The following is a 14,695-nucleotide window of genomic DNA, read 5'->3' as shown; positions in this document are numbered from 1 at the left end:
TTTATTAAACAAAGTAATAGGCGCGGTAGGCGGCCTCATAAGCTTCCCGCAAGGCAGCCGTTTGCGCTAGAATCGGGCACGAACGTTCGACTAAATTCCTGCCTATCTCCGCGGCTTCCCGGCGCAAGTCTTGTTCGTCAAAAGCAAGGATACGCCCTTGTACCATTACCGGCCGGCCGTCTATGAATACATCACGAACAGCAAGCCTGGTTTCATTCAAGATTAACTGGGCCGGCATATTGGTAGCCGGTGCCAGGGCCAGGCTATTGTTAGATACAATTATTAGATCAGCCCGGTGACCGGGTTCTAATCTGCCGGTCACACCTTCCCAACCCGTTGCAGCCGCGCCATTAATCGTAGCCATCTGCCAGAGATCACTAACCCCAGGCCATAACTTATAATCCGGCTCCTCCAGGCGTGCCAGCAAACCGGCCCAGCGCATGGTTTCTAATAAATTATGGTTAGTACCGCAGTTCAAGCCATCCGTACCCAGGGCGACACGAATATTGTCCTGGAGAAAAGCAATCAATGGCGCTCGCCCGCTGCCCAGCATGGCATTGCTGGTAGGGTTGTGGACTACCAGGCTATCTCGCTCAGATAGTAATACCCGTTCCTTTTCCTCCAACCAAATGGCATGGGCAACTGCAGTTTTAGGTCCCAGCAGCCCCGCTTGATTTAACTTTGCAACCAGGCTGCTACCAGCCTGGCGGGCTATCATCGCCTGCCATTTTGTTTCCAAAAGATGGGTATGGATGGCTAATTTATATTTACCAGCCAGTTCGGCAGCCATTTCTAATAGTTCCATACTGGCCCGCTGGGGAGCATTGGGACCTACCACAATCTGTATGGTGCCCCGGGGTTGGTGATATTCCTGTAGTGCTGCTAAATAAAATTCCCTGAAATCTTGAACCGATCGGGGTGGCGTCGCTTCAAGATTGCGGCGTAATTCCCGGGGTAACCGTTCGGCTACGCCGGGAACAACTAAATGCTCGTAAACATTGCTTAGCATTGGGGCCAGGCTAACCCGGAAGCCGGCCTGATTATAAGCCTTTGCCGCCGCTGCCAACCCTGGTAAGTGAGGAAAATGGTCGAGACAGCTAGTAACACCGGCATGCAGCATTTCCGCTATCCCGAGGAGGACGCTCACGGCAATCTCCCGGTCGGTTAAAAGTCCACCCAAAGCCACAGTAGCTGTTGACCAGATTTCCAGGGGTTCCCCCCAGGTTGTACCTTTCAACAAGTTGGTATAGGAGTGATAGTGGGCATTAACCAGGCCGGGTAATATGAGGCAACCCTTTACATCCCAGACCTCTTCCCCGGGTAGAGGCTTTATCCGGGGTGCCAAGGCATCAATATAAGCACCGTTAAGGCGTATATCGCCAGGCTGGAAATTTACACTGCCGTCCTTAAGCTGAAACACATACCCGCCCCGCAAAAGCATGGTCATTTTTGCAGCTGGCTTGCCCGGGCGGCCAGGGCACTCTCATAAATAGCCTGGCAGCGGCAGCTACGTTGTTCCGGCACCAGGGTAATCGCCTTTAATAATAGCCGGCTCAGTTTAGCGCGGTTTTCCTGTACGACCCGTTTATGGGTATCCAGGTCCGGCGGCACTTCGGAAATTCCCGCCGCCAGGTCGGTTACAATGGCCACAATCGCATAACAGAGTCCCAGTTCCCGGGCCAGGACCGCCTCGGTGGCATTGGTCATACCGACGACATCCATCCCCCACTGCCGGTATAACTTTATTTCCGCACTCGTTTCATACCTGGGACCATCGACACAAATATAGGTGCCTTTTTTATGAAGGGATAAATCAATCTCTGCCGCCGCTTTCAGGAAATAAGCGCGTAGTTCCGGGCAATACGGATCGCTCATATCTACTGAATATTTGTTAAAGCTCTTGGGCCTGTTGGTGGTCATATCAACAAATTGATCTAGTAAAACCAAATCGCCTACCTGCATCTCCGGGTTCAGGGAGCCTACCGCCGAAGTGCCTAAGATCCGGGTAATCCCCAGCTCTTTGAGGGCCAGGAAATTGGCCCTGTAATTTACCTGGTGGGCCAGAAATTCATGGTTTTTACCGTGCCGCGGTAAAAAAATAATTTCTTTACCTTGATAGTGACCCCGGAACAGTTCAATACTGCCGTATTCATTGGTTACCTGCAGTGGCCTGACTGCATCTAACAAATTATAAAAACCGGTCCCGCCAATGACCGCTATGGGCATAGGTTAATCCTCTCCTTTATTTCAATAATCCCGGAAAAAAATATTTCTTACCGGCTTCCTGCTTTAAGGCATCCCATTCGGCGAGTAAGCGCACCGCTTCATTGGCCGTCGCCACTGCCTTTTCAATGCCATCTTTCTTATACACCAATTCATCTTTGACCCGGTTGGCCACTACGGCAAAAACTGCCCCCGCGCGTAACTTAAAAAGCTGGCTTAAGGTAAGAACAGTGGCAGCTTCCATCTCAAAATTGAGAACACCGGCTTTAATCATATCTTCAACAATATGATCCATAAAACTCTGCCGGTAACCGCCAAATCCGGGCCGGCCCTGCCCGCAGTAAAAGGAAGCAGTCGTACAGGCCAGGCCCACATGGTAAGGAATATTAAGATTTTCCGCAGCCTGGATTAGGGCCAGTACTACCTCGTAATGGGCCAGGGCCGGATAGGCAAGTTCTACGTATTGCGGGCTGGTACCATCATGGCGCACCGCCCCCGCACAAATAATCAAATCGCCACAATTAATTTCTTCTTGTAAAGCTCCCGTGGTTCCAACTCTGATAAAGGTTTTTGCCCCCAGTTCGGCCAGCTCTTCCAGGGCGCTGGCAGTAGACCCTCCCCCCGCCCCGGTAGAACAGGCAGAAACCGGCGTCTTGCCAATTGTTCCCGTATAGGTCACATGTTCCCGGTACTGGCTGACGGCACGCGCGGTATCCCACTGGGCTGCTATCAGGGGAACACGCTCCGGATCGCCCGGCAGGAGGACATATTCGGCAATTTCACCGGGACGGCAGCGGATATGGTATTGAACTTTGTCCTCCGTTTGCGGTCTTAGAGCTCTGGTATTCCACTTGACACTTTCCGTCACTGCAATCACCTTTCCTTTATAGAGGCATATAAATCCGATATTGTCAGGGCCGTATCAGTGATACCGTACGGCGCCAGTTTACGGCTGAGTTCAGTAATCTGGGGAGGCAATAAACCCGAACGCTGTAAGATGGTATCGTCTTTAAACACTTCCCGGGGTAGATTGTCGGCAATAATTTCACCATTGCTCATTACTACGACCCGCTTATTCAATTCGCCGACCAGCGTCATATCGTGGGTAATTATTACCACCGTATGGCCTTCTTTTTCTAATTCGCAAATAAACTTTAACAGCTGCTGGCAACCGGCATAATCCTGGCCCGTCGTCGGTTCATCAAGAACGATTATCTCCGGGCGCATGGCTAGAATGGAAGCAATGGCCACCGTCTTGCGCATACTGAGGTTAAGATCATAGGGGTTGTCTTCCAGCTTCTCCTTTAAATTAAAGCGGATGACAACTTCTTTTACCCGTTGTTTAATCTCCTGTTCCGGTAATTTGAGATTCCGGCAACCAAAACTGAGTTCATCCCGGACTGTGGGTAGAAAGGTCTGGTGATTGGGGTTTTGGAAAACATAACCTACTTCCCTGGAAAGCCGGGCAATACTTACTTCCCTGGTATTCATTCCCTTTATCCAGACATTACCTGAAGTTGGCTTGAGAAGCCCGTTAAAGTGCTTGACCAGGGTCGTTTTCCCGGAACCGTTCTGGCCCAGTATGGCTACTACTTCTCCCTTATGAATTGCCAGGTTAACCCCTTTAAGGGCTTTAACCCCCCCAGGGTAAACATGCACCAGGTTTTCCACCTTAATGATGGGTTCCATGTTTAACCCTCCCCATGGTCTTTTCCTTGCAGGTACTGCGCTAAACCTGCAACGGCCCCTTCTACGGTAAGGAAATAGTCAATGCCCGGGTATACATCTTGCTTCAATAAATGAGCCAGTTCCGTTACCTGAGGGGGACGAATGCCACAGGTTTTGATCTTTTCTACCTGGGAAAATACATCTTGAGGGGTACCAAAAGCCTGTTGCTCACCATTTGCCAGAACGAGGACCTTGTCACAGTATAGTGCCACCCGCTCTATTTCGTGTTCGATAATCACACCGGTAAATTTCCTGGCTTTAAGCTGGGAAAGAACTGTAAAGACTTCTGTTTTACCAGCAGGGTCCAGCATGGAGGTTGGCTCATCGAAAACCATTATCTTGGGCTGCATGGCCAGGACGGCCGCAATGGCCAGCCGTTGTTGCTGCCCTCCCGACATGGCCAAGGGATTCCGTTCTTCAAAACCACTCAGGCCTACCATGGCCAGGGCTTCTTTGATGCGCTTAAGCATTTCATCCCTGGGTACACCGAGATTGGATAACCCCAGGGCAACCTCTTCCGCTACCGTCGTTTGGGAAAGCTGTGTTTCCGGTTCCTGGAAAACAAGACCGACATGGCGTACCATTTCGGCAATGGCGGTCTGGGGCACTTCTAAACCATCAACCTTTACAGAACCTTTTAATTCGCCGCCAATTACATTGGGGATTAACCCCATCAGGCACATGGCCAGGGTTGTTTTACCGGCGTTATTGGGGCCAATAATTCCCAGGACTTCACCATAATCTATTTCAAAGGTGATATCTTTCAAAGCTGCTTCGGTAGTATCGGGGTAGAAATAGGTTAAATGGTCAACCTTAATTGCTTTGGCCGGCAAGACTGCCACCACCTTTAGTTACTAATTTGGCTAACCAGCTGGTACCAAAAAGAAGGGCAGTTACAATCCAGGACCCGTATAAAATGCCAATTAATATACCGGTAGTGGGCATAAAAGCAACATTCCCAATAACTATCCTTAAAATGAACAGCCCACCTAAAAGGATACCAAGGATCAATAAAGTTACCCAGTCAAGAACTTTAAAGGCAACTTCATATAAATAGGTGCGCTTACCCTTGATGCTAAACCCACGGCATTCAAGCATATATGACAGGTCGCGCATTTTAATAAAGGTAATTATAAATAGGGGTACAAAAACCGGGATTAAAGCTTTTACTCTATTAATCAAGCTGGAAGTAACATCAACGCAGCGCGCCTGCTGGGCCTCCATGACATTTTGGGCTTCCTTGAGCATCATAGGTATGATTTGTAACGTCGCCAGGAGCATAAAGGCTATTACACCGGGAAAACCACTTTTGATTAAGGCTGTCGACAAGTCGCTAGGTTTAGTGCTTACTACAAATAGCGCAGCGACAATACCTATGACCATTAAACGGCAGGCCATCACGGCTCCGTAAAGCAAACTTTCCTGTTTAAAGGCCAGAGGGCCAAGCTGCAAAATAACGGTTTTACCGGTAGCGTTAAATAAACCATGGACAGTTAAGATAAAAATGGCAAAAAGGAGCATAAATTTGGCAGCTGAAATCAAAGCCTGCTGTAGTCCGCTAATTAAAGCCAGGAGAACTAGACTAGCTAAAATGATTAATTGTATAGTGGGATCATAAAAAAGGAACACAGCTATAATAACAAATAACAGGAAGATGATTTTTGTCCTGGGGTCAAGCCGGTGCATCAGCCCGTTTCCCGGCATATATAAAGTACCCACTTAATATCCCTCCAGGGATGGCTGGAAAGGAATTGACTATTCCTTTCCAGCCATAATTTTTTATTCTTCTCCTATTTCTAGCGACCTGGCGGTGAGTAAGCTCTTAATTTCTTTGGCATTGGGCAGATATTTGTTGGGGAAGTATTTTAGGATTATCCAAACTAACCAGAATTGGATAGCCTTATCAACTACTGTAGGTCCCAGATTGGCCAGGAACGAGGCGCTAAATACTTTTTGTCCGGCCGCCATTAGACCAGCAGTAAAGATATCGATGGTATTACCAGTAAAACCACCAAAAACATAGGTAGCAACTACAGCCGAAGCAGCAGAAGCTATCACCCCGTCAATTGCACCACCGATAATGACAAGATAAACCTTTCTAAACCAACCCATCCGGAAGAACATATAAGCCAGCAATAAGATAACCCACCCTACCACAGTAAAGGGGAAATAAGTCCAGCGAACTGTCAAAGCTAAAATTGTATTAGTTAGTAAACCCGTAACCATACCCCAAATAGGTCCCAAAACAATGGCAGTAATAATCGAGCCCATGTTGTTTAAAAATAAGGGGATTTTAAGGGCTTCAACGACATAGTTGGCTACCCAGTTGAGGGCCACGCCAGCGGGAATCATCGCCGCCACAAAGGTCATCCGGTTATTTTTCATTCTTGTTCCTCCTTTGTTATTTTTTGCAAGCTTGTTTGCCTTATAATTTGCTAACCTATCTCATAAACATCACCTCCTAACAGGTCCAGTTGAATCCCTTACCACCAGTCGTGGTAAAAGGGTAACAACTTCCGGGGAACTACGGCGTCCCTGAATTCTTTCGATAACCATTTCCGCTGCCCTGGCACCCATCTCCATCATCGGCTGGGCTACAGTAGTCAACTTGGGATAAGTTATTGTTGAAAGGTTAATATTATCATAACCAAGGATTGAAAGTTCGTTTGGTACTTCTATTCCCATTTCCCTGGCGGCCTCCAGGGCACCTATAGCTATTAAGTCATTGGCAGCAAAAATAGCTGTTGGAAGATTTTCCAGCTGTAAAAGCTCTTTTGCTTTTTGATAACCACTTTCAATTTTAAAAGCGCCACACAGGATGAGTTTGCTATCGCTTTTCATCCCGTTTTCAGCCAGATAATTATGGTAACCAGCAAGGCGCTCTCTGGATGATAAGGTTGTCGGTAAACCGTAGATGAAACCAATACGCTTGTGGCCCAAAGATGTAAGATATTTCATGGCTTCTGTAGTGCCAAGATAGTTATTTGCTAAAACTGTATCGATAGCGCATCCTTCTATCCTGCTCCCTATTAAAACCATGGGAAAATCGGGTTGTTCTTCATAGAGCTTCTTTATGTTGTTATTGTTAATTTCCGGTGTAGTAAATATGATGCCATCGATTCTTTTTTGGCGTAAAATGGCAATATAAGCAGCTTCTTTTTTAAGATCGTTATCAGTGTTGCAGACAATTACATTGAAATGATTCTCAGCCGCTTTATCTTCTACCGCCCTGGTTATTTCGGCATAAAAAGGGTTGGCAATATCGGCGATAATCAAGCCCAGGGTATGGGTATTCTTTTTCATCAAAGCTGCTGCGAGTAAATTGCGTTCATACCCCAGTTCTTCGATGGCCTGTAAAACGCGTTCCCGGTTACTTTCCTTTACCCGGGAACTGTTATTCAGGACCCGGGATACGGTGGAAATTGAAACCCCGGCCTTTTTGGCCACATCATAAATAGTTGTCCCGGCCATAACCCTTCCCCCTGAAAGCGCTTTCATTACCTGGGAAAAAAATTTTACGCAATGAAAGCGCTTTCTTTTCTTTGTAAAGATGTATTCGACACTATTTAAAAGAATCCTTCTTTATTTGCTAAAAAAATTAATCTAAGGTTAACAAATGTAGCCCTGGCCAGAGATACAAGAAAACAGAAATATTTAAGCCGAAAATACCTGCAGGGGTCGTGTTTCCTGGCGGTAAGGGTGCAGCAAACCCAGGGCCGGAGCTACCAGGTCCTGCAATTTACCGCCTGGTACCAGTCCATATTCCAGTAGCGACTGGTAGAGGATGAAATTAATAAACTGGCTGTATCTTAAACCGGAAGCCATGGCCATGGTCGTCAGGGAAGCTGTAGGACTTAAGGAAGGAGTCCCGTTCACATCAATGATATAAACTACTCCCTCGCTATCAGAGCGCAGGTCAATCCTTAAGGCATCCTTTGCCCCAATGGCCGCCAGCACTTTGACGGCCAGTTCGCTTAAAAAATTATAACGCTTGTCCTCCGGGAAAATATTTTCTATTTCATTCGGCTTCCCCTTGACGGTAGTAGTTCTGACTTCCCGGGAAAGAAATGCTAAAGGAGGCAAGACGTAGCAGGGTGACCGTCCAATTAGGCCCACGGTAAACTCCTGTCCCGGGAGATATTTTTCTACCAAAACAGGTAGCTCACCCAGGGTTTCCCGCAGGCTATTTACCTGGCGCTCCAGCTGGGAAAAATCATACACGACCGAAGCGTCACTAATACCAATACTATTACCGCCGCCATTGGGTTTAACAAATAGAGGGAATCCCAGTTCCGCAACCGCCCTGTCCAGCTGTTGCCGTAGCAACCCCCGGGCCGGTTCGAGCAACAGATAGGGTGGTACCGGCAAACCGTGTTGTAGTAAAACTTTATAGGTAAGGTTTTTGTGGCGGCATATCTCCATGGCCGCCATGGGAGAATGGCTGGCAGGAATGCCGTACTGTTGCAGTAAAAGCCGGACCGCGGCAGCGCCACTACCATCATACAGGGTATGGGGCTCGTCCAGAAAACCTTCAGCCAGGACAAAGGCCAGGTGGGGAGCCGGCAGGCGGGAAAGGGATTTTTCCAGCTGGTGACGACTGCGGACGTTAACAGGGTAAACCTCGTTGCTGCCTTCCAGTAACGCCCGGTAAATCTGGCATACTGTCTCCCAGGAGAGACAATCACTATAGGGTCCCCGACGCTCCCGGCCGGGGACAGCGTTGAAAAGAAAGAGTATGCGCAGCAATAAGTTCTTCCTCCCCACTTTTTACCGGTAACCTGTCCTTGATAAAACCACCATATTATACCATATATATGGCACTCATTTAAATATCTGCCTGTCCATAGTTTAATTGGTATTAATTATCAGGCCCAAATACAGATTAATAACTGCTGCAAACCATTTTTAACAAAAAATAAAAATGCCAATGCCCGGGGTAATCTTCCCGGGCACAATCTTTATTCTTTAAAAGGGCACCTTTCACGTATGATTTAATCTTGAGGACCGTCAACCTGGAGCACTTTACTTCTCGCTAAACTCCAGGGTCAGGCCAGCGGGTAAATAACCTTCTTTATTTGCGGCAAAGCTATAGTTCCCGGCCACGTTGGCCTTAAACTGGATTTTACCTGCAGCATCCGTCTCGCCTAAGTTGCGGCTGCCTTCCTGGACAATAACATACTCCCCCGCTACATAGCCTTCCCGGCCATCCTGGAGGCGCACCTGCAGCCATCCGTTTTCCAGCCTGGCCAGGATAGCCAGCCGGTAACCTTTCGGTACCAGGGTGATGGCTTTATGCCCTGTTCCCGGACCTGTCCTTACATAGAGGGCTCGTGCCGTTACCTGGCCTAACGTCGCTGCTGGCTGGATTTGCTGGACCACCGCTCCCGCTACCGGCGCACCGTTGTGGCGGACGACCAGGGTTACCTCCTGCCCGGCTACGGGCCGGCCTTCTAGAGCCAGCTCCAGGGCGGGGTTGATTGCGGCTATAGCTTCCTGGTCACCCAGCCTGACCTTGACCCAGGCATTACTCGCTGTCTTGGTCAGTGACAGCTGCCTTTTTTCCGGGTCAAACCGGCCCAGCCCTTCGCTGACCGTCCACCGGTACAAAGAGCTGTCGACATAGATTTCGTTGCCTTCGGCATCAAAGGCCGTTACTGTAAACTGCTGGACAGCACCGGGCTGCAGGGTGGCAATGGCCGGGGTAATTTTGAGCCTGTATACCTTATCGACGACAGTAACCCTGGAGGTAGCTTTTACCATCCCTGTCCGGGCGGTAATCTCACCCTGGCCGGGGTTATCAGCCTGGAACAGGCCGGGGGAGATAAAGCGGCCCACATTCCCCGCCACGCGCCAGGTCACACCGGCAGGTACCGGGGCAGGGTTATAATAATTATCCTGAGCCTTGAGGCTGAATTGCACTTTACTGCCTTTATACACCTTTATTACATCAGGAACCAGGTATAAATGGCTGAGCTGACCCCGGGGGGCAGTAGAAAAAACCACCAGGCCATTAGTAACCGGCCTTTCCTGCCCGTCGGAGGGTTTGTTTAAAATCGATAGCTCGTACTCGCCAGCATTACGGGCCGCCAGCACTGATGAACCGCCACCGTCAAGGTTCAGGGCCGTGACTATCCCCTTGGCCTGCATAAATGCGGCCAGTTCGTAAAGGGTCATACCGTCACTGTAGCCTGGCTGGCGGCCATCGGCAACCACGATCTGGAGGCGCCCATCCTTCGTGAGGCCAACAGCCGTCCGGGGGTGGCGGGACCTCACCAGGGTGTCCCTGCTATCCGCGGGCAGGACGACCTGCCCGTTTTGCAGGATAATCTCATGGCCGCCCACGGCCTGGATAACATCATGCCAGCGGGTATCGGTAAATCTGATGGTGAAATTAACCCTGTCGCCAACATGAAGCTGTTTTAAAAACTCCTGGGCCTTACCGTGGCCGGACAGGATCAGGCCGTCCGGCGGGATGGGGTTATTACCCTTGGCGTCAATCCTGGCGGCTACGGTGCCGCTGTATGTACGGCCTGCTTTAACGGGCAGGTCAACGCCTTGCAGAATTATTTCCGTACCGTAGTCATTGGTACCGGTGCTGGCCGCAAAGGCCGGGGTATAGAGGACAAGCATGTCGGCCTCCCTTTCCCGGTTGACGTGGGCGATGGGGTAAGTGTAAACCATCCGGGCCACGCTTCCCCCTTTCCCCGGTATTTCCCTGGTCACCGTCAGGTAGGCAGCCATGACAGGAGTACCGATAATGGCTTCTTTGTCCCTGGTCAACCCCAGGGCTGGAAACCCCTGGGGGCTGATTAACAGCTCGCCGTTGCTTATTTGCAGGCCGATGGGCAAGTAAGGTACCCGGGTGCTGTAGAAATCACCATTTGTTGCCGCTACGGCGGCCTTGCCTTCCCTGGCCAGCCTGGCGGCCATAGCCGTCGGTCTTTCCTGGTCAAGGGCCAGGTTGCCGTGGGATACGGCCGTCTCCAGAATCGTAAACCTGTCCCGGGGATCGATAGTTAAGACCTTCAGCGCTTCCTTATAGTCGGGAGTACTGATTTTATAGGCTGAATACTGCACTCCTGTGGCCAGGGGGACTTCCTCTACCTCTGGTACTACCTGCCAGGCACTGGCAGCCAGGGCTACCAGGGGATTGGCCAGGAAGCTGAAGGCCAGAATAATAGCCAGTAAGACGGGTAAAACCTTTTTGCGTTTGTAGCTCATAATTCTTCCTCCAAAAATACGACTTGGCTGGCTTTGTTATCGTTCGCTCTATTATATATTAGACGTCCTTAAGGACCGTAAGGTTCCCAAAACTCAGCGACCTGTCCACATAATATGGACAGGTCACCATCTTAACAGGATACCAGAACCGGGGTAAAATTTACATAATCAGCGGCCACCAGGTGAAAGTTGATGCCCCACTCCTCCCCCACCAGGGCCCTTTCCTGGTCGGCGCCGTGGAGGTGCCCGTAATAACAGTGACTGACGCCATAGCTCTGCATTAGAGTTATAAAATCGGTCGCTTCACCCCGGCAGGCCGGAGGAAAATGCATCATCACGGCCAGGGGCTCTTCCCGGCGTAACTTCTGCACTCCATTCAGGGCCATCTCCAGGCGCAATACTTCTCGCCGGTAAACTCTCCCATCAGTCTCTTCATTAAAAAGTGGGTGCCGGGGAACCAGCCAGCCACGGGTGCCGCAGACGGCCACCCCGGCGATGATCTCCGGCTTTAAAAGGGCGAGATCCGCATCAAGGATGGCCGCCGCCATCTTGCGCTCCGTCTGCCACCAGTAGTCGTGGTTCCCCTTCAGGATGCGCTTGGACCCCGGCAGGGACTTGAGGAACTGCAGGTCGGGCAGGGCATCCTCGAGGCGCATGCCCCAGCTAATATCTCCCAGGATTAAAACTGTATCCCCGGGGTTCACCACCCTCTGCCAGCGTGCGGCGAGTTTCTCCCGGTGGTTTTCCCATACCGGTCCAAACATGGCCATATCGCGGCCCAGGTGCAAATCAGCAATGGCAAATAATGCCACTCCTACCCCTCCGCCAGGTGGCTACGCCTTTTCCAGCTGCCTTACTATGGCGTCGGCCATTTCGCTGGTACCGGCATTGCCTCCCAGGTCGTAGGTTAAGTATTTTCCTTCGGCCAGGACAGCCAGGATGGCCTTTTGAATCCTGCCGGCAGCTTCTTTTTCGCCTAAATGCTCCAGCATCATCACGCCGGACAGGATGGTTGCCAGGGGGTTAACCTTATTCTGGCCGGCATATTTGGGCGCACTGCCATGGATGGGTTCAAAAACAGCAGCCCGGTCACCGATATTCGCCCCCGGTGCCACCCCCAGGCCGCCTACCAGGCCGGCGCAGAGGTCGGAGAGGATATCGCCGTAGAGGTTGGGCAGGACCAGGACATCATATTGTTCCGGTTTCTGCACCAGCTGCATGCTCAGGTTGTCCACAATGCGGTCGTCGGCAGTTAGATCGGGGTAATCTTGAGCCACTTCATAAAAAGTCCGCAAGAAAAGGCCGTCGCTGAATTTCATGATATTGGCTTTGTGTCCGGCCGTCACCCTTTTCCGCCCATTGCGGCGAGCATATTCAAAGGCCGCCCGGGCAATCCGCTCTGAACCTTTGCGGGTGATGATTTTAATGCTTTCCGCCGCTTCTTCCCCTACCATATGTTCTATGCCGGCATAGAGATCCTCGGTGTTTTCCCGGAAGATGACCAGGTCAACGCCTTCATAACGGGAGGGTACATTGGGCAGGTTACGGGCGGGACGAATATTGGCATAGAGGTCCAGCTCTTTCCGCAGGGCCACATTAACGCTGCGGAAACCGGTGCCCACCGGGGTGGTTATGGGCCCTTTGAGGGCCACGCCGTTTTTACGAATGGAAGCCAGGGTTTCCTCCGGTAATACGCTGCCGTACTTCTCCTGGGCCGTCTCCCCGGCCACCATTACTTCCCACTCCAGTCCGGCCCCGCTGGCATCCAGGACCCGCCGGGCCGCAGCAATTAGTTCCGGGCCAGTACCATCACCCGGTATCAGGGTAACCACATGCTTCAACAAAAGCCACCTCCAGAAAATCTCATTACCCCATTATTATACGGTTTTGTCCACCTGCAGGACAAGTAAAAAATCGCCCTCTCGGGCGATTACAATTACAATCTACAATCTGGTTTTCCGGCGTTTGAGGATAACTATGGGCGTCTGCTCGTCTTCATTACCAAAGGGGTTATCCTTTAAAGCCTCAATTACTGCTTGCCTGTAACTTTTATCAGTGATGCCCAGGATGTCAACACACTTTTTATCATTGACATCGGCAATCACGGCTTCTGCCCCGGTAGCCTTTTTAATGGCCTGCACCAGTTGGCCCGGGTTTTTAGGTCCCATGACGATATGCCGCTGATAGGGGTACATGGTCCCGGCTATATCGTCGATCAGGGCCAACTCGCGCCCGGCCACAATGTAGAAGAGGCCTTTTTTCTTGATTAACCGGCCCAGGACGGCGGCGGCACAGCCGGCCAGGATGCGTGCTGGGCCTACTTCTTCAATGGCTAATTGCATGGCCGGCGGGGTGGCGAGACTCCCGTCTTTACCGGGAAAACGGCTTAAAAAACGGGCCAGTCTGCCGGGACGCACCGCTTCCGGTAAAATGGCCCGTCCCTGGGTAATGGCAACGACGCTTTCCGCCAGGCAGATGACATCGCCGGGCGCGGCAATACCGGCGCTATATTTTCGGGCCAGGTCAACTATATCATCGTTTTCAGTAACGATATGGGTACGGATGGGTATTTTATAGAAAAAAATTTTTTTATCCTTCCTGGCCATAAGCTTATTTCCCCCGCTGGAAATGTTGTTTAATAGCCACGGCGGTAGCCAGGGCTACCTTCTGGTGGAAATAGGGGTTACGTAACAAACCTTCGTCAACCCAGTTGGTAATGGCCACCGGCTCCAGCTTTAAGCCAGGTATCTCCCCCAACCGGGCCAGTTCCTCGTCAGCTTTGACTCCCCGTGCCGGCGTGTTAACCCTGGCCACGATTCTCTCTAAAACCTTAGCCGCCAGTTCCTCATTACCCGGCACTACAGGATTATAAAGGACTGCCGTCCCCCGCTGGCTGGTGTCCGCCGCACCGTGTTCGTGGACGCTGATAAAACAAAAGGTATCCGGAGTTACTTTACGCAAACGTTCCTGCGAGGAGGGGTTTTCCTCTGCCTGGCGGGTCCAGATCACCCGGGCTTTAAACCCCTCCAGGACCCGGGCTAGTTCCTGGGCGGTCTTCCAGGCCATATCCCGCTCCCACAGATTAACCGGTCCCCGCCAACCGCCATCGGTCCCCCCGTGGCCCGGGTCAATGATAATTATCCTGTCCCGGTAAAATTCCTGCAGGGGCCGGCGGCTGAAGCGTAACACAATCCGGTAGGGAATCCCTTCTACGGCAGTCAGCATCGCCCGGACGTCTTCATCCAGTGCAATGTGAAAAGCAACTTGCCCTTCACCCGGTTCAACCGTTACTTTCCGGAGAATACCGTCCTGGATATAAAGGGGGCCAGGGTACATATTCAGGAGGGCCCGGAGGGTCACCCGGCAGACACCCGGCTCAGGGTAGGCGATTACCACGGGCGGCGGGGCATTAGCTTCAATGGTAACGGTGCTGAACTGCTCTTCTCCCTCCAGGATTACCCTGCTATAGAAATTGGTCAACCGGGCGGTGGGGGACAACTTCTTCACCTCGCAAGCAGGCAGG

Annotated in this window: 14 protein-coding genes; all 14 read right to left on the bottom strand. The window is 51.1% G+C overall.

The genetic code is table 11. From position 1 onward, the window contains the following. Positions 1–4 precede the first annotated feature (4 nt). A complete protein-coding gene (locus tag MOST_RS03555) occupies positions 5–1,420 on the bottom strand; it encodes an amidohydrolase family protein (protein WP_161952793.1) in 1,416 nt (471 codons plus the stop codon). 23 nt (positions 1,421–1,443) lie between these two features. Further along, positions 1,444–2,226 carry an MTAP family purine nucleoside phosphorylase gene (locus MOST_RS03550; protein ID WP_054937363.1) on the bottom strand — a complete coding sequence of 261 codons (783 nt, stop codon included), beginning with the start codon at positions 2,224–2,226 and terminating at the stop codon, positions 1,444–1,446. A gap of 16 nt (positions 2,227–2,242) precedes the next feature. After that, positions 2,243–3,091: a uridine phosphorylase gene (udp, locus tag MOST_RS03545; RefSeq protein ID WP_054937364.1), complete on the bottom strand. Its 849-nt coding sequence runs from the start codon at positions 3,089–3,091 to the stop codon at positions 2,243–2,245. A gap of 5 nt (positions 3,092–3,096) precedes the next feature. Continuing rightward, the gene (locus MOST_RS03540; protein ID WP_054937365.1) at positions 3,097–3,912 is read right to left on the bottom strand and encodes an energy-coupling factor ABC transporter ATP-binding protein; all 816 of its coding nucleotides are present in this window, start codon (positions 3,910–3,912) and stop codon (positions 3,097–3,099) included. A gap of 2 nt (positions 3,913–3,914) precedes the next feature. Further along, positions 3,915–4,784, bottom strand: a complete 870-nt coding sequence (locus tag MOST_RS03535) for an energy-coupling factor ABC transporter ATP-binding protein (protein WP_054937366.1) — start codon at positions 4,782–4,784, stop codon at positions 3,915–3,917. Next, on the bottom strand, positions 4,765–5,670 hold the full coding sequence (locus MOST_RS03530) for an energy-coupling factor transporter transmembrane component T family protein (RefSeq protein WP_054937367.1): 906 nt from the start codon (positions 5,668–5,670) through the stop codon (positions 4,765–4,767). The genes MOST_RS03535 and MOST_RS03530 overlap by 20 nt, the downstream gene beginning before the upstream one ends. 60 nt (positions 5,671–5,730) lie before the next feature. After that, complete coding sequence (locus MOST_RS03525; protein WP_054937368.1) at positions 5,731–6,336, bottom strand: hypothetical protein; 606 nt, start codon at positions 6,334–6,336, stop codon at positions 5,731–5,733. Positions 6,337–6,405: 69 nt separating this feature from the next. Then, positions 6,406–7,422: a LacI family DNA-binding transcriptional regulator gene (locus tag MOST_RS03520; RefSeq protein ID WP_054937369.1), complete on the bottom strand. Its 1,017-nt coding sequence runs from the start codon at positions 7,420–7,422 to the stop codon at positions 6,406–6,408. Positions 7,423–7,605: 183 nt separating this feature from the next. Then, the gene (locus MOST_RS03515) at positions 7,606–8,697 is read right to left on the bottom strand and encodes a D-alanine--D-alanine ligase family protein (protein ID WP_054937370.1); all 1,092 of its coding nucleotides are present in this window, start codon (positions 8,695–8,697) and stop codon (positions 7,606–7,608) included. A 276-nt stretch (positions 8,698–8,973) separates the two neighbouring features. Beyond that, the gene (locus MOST_RS03510) at positions 8,974–11,172 is read right to left on the bottom strand and encodes a phosphodiester glycosidase family protein (protein ID WP_054937371.1); all 2,199 of its coding nucleotides are present in this window, start codon (positions 11,170–11,172) and stop codon (positions 8,974–8,976) included. A gap of 131 nt (positions 11,173–11,303) precedes the next feature. Then, a complete protein-coding gene (locus tag MOST_RS03505) occupies positions 11,304–11,984 on the bottom strand; it encodes a metallophosphoesterase (RefSeq protein ID WP_054937372.1) in 681 nt (226 codons plus the stop codon). A gap of 21 nt (positions 11,985–12,005) precedes the next feature. Then, positions 12,006–13,013 carry an isocitrate/isopropylmalate dehydrogenase family protein gene (locus MOST_RS03500; protein ID WP_054937373.1) on the bottom strand — a complete coding sequence of 336 codons (1,008 nt, stop codon included), beginning with the start codon at positions 13,011–13,013 and terminating at the stop codon, positions 12,006–12,008. A gap of 102 nt (positions 13,014–13,115) precedes the next feature. After that, on the bottom strand, positions 13,116–13,778 hold the full coding sequence (locus MOST_RS03495; protein ID WP_083476715.1) for a coenzyme F420-0:L-glutamate ligase: 663 nt from the start codon (positions 13,776–13,778) through the stop codon (positions 13,116–13,118). A 4-nt stretch (positions 13,779–13,782) separates the two neighbouring features. Further along, positions 13,783–14,670, bottom strand: coding sequence for an N-acetylmuramoyl-L-alanine amidase family protein (locus tag MOST_RS03490; protein WP_054937374.1), 888 nt, complete (start codon positions 14,668–14,670; stop codon positions 13,783–13,785). Positions 14,671–14,695: the final 25 nt, after the last annotated feature.

The organism is Neomoorella stamsii, assembly GCF_002995805.1.
Lineage (GTDB): Bacteria > Bacillota > DSM-521 > Neomoorellales > Neomoorellaceae > Neomoorella > Neomoorella stamsii.
Note: the sequence above shows the minus strand (reverse complement) of the source record. Positions and strands in the feature narration are given on the sequence as shown.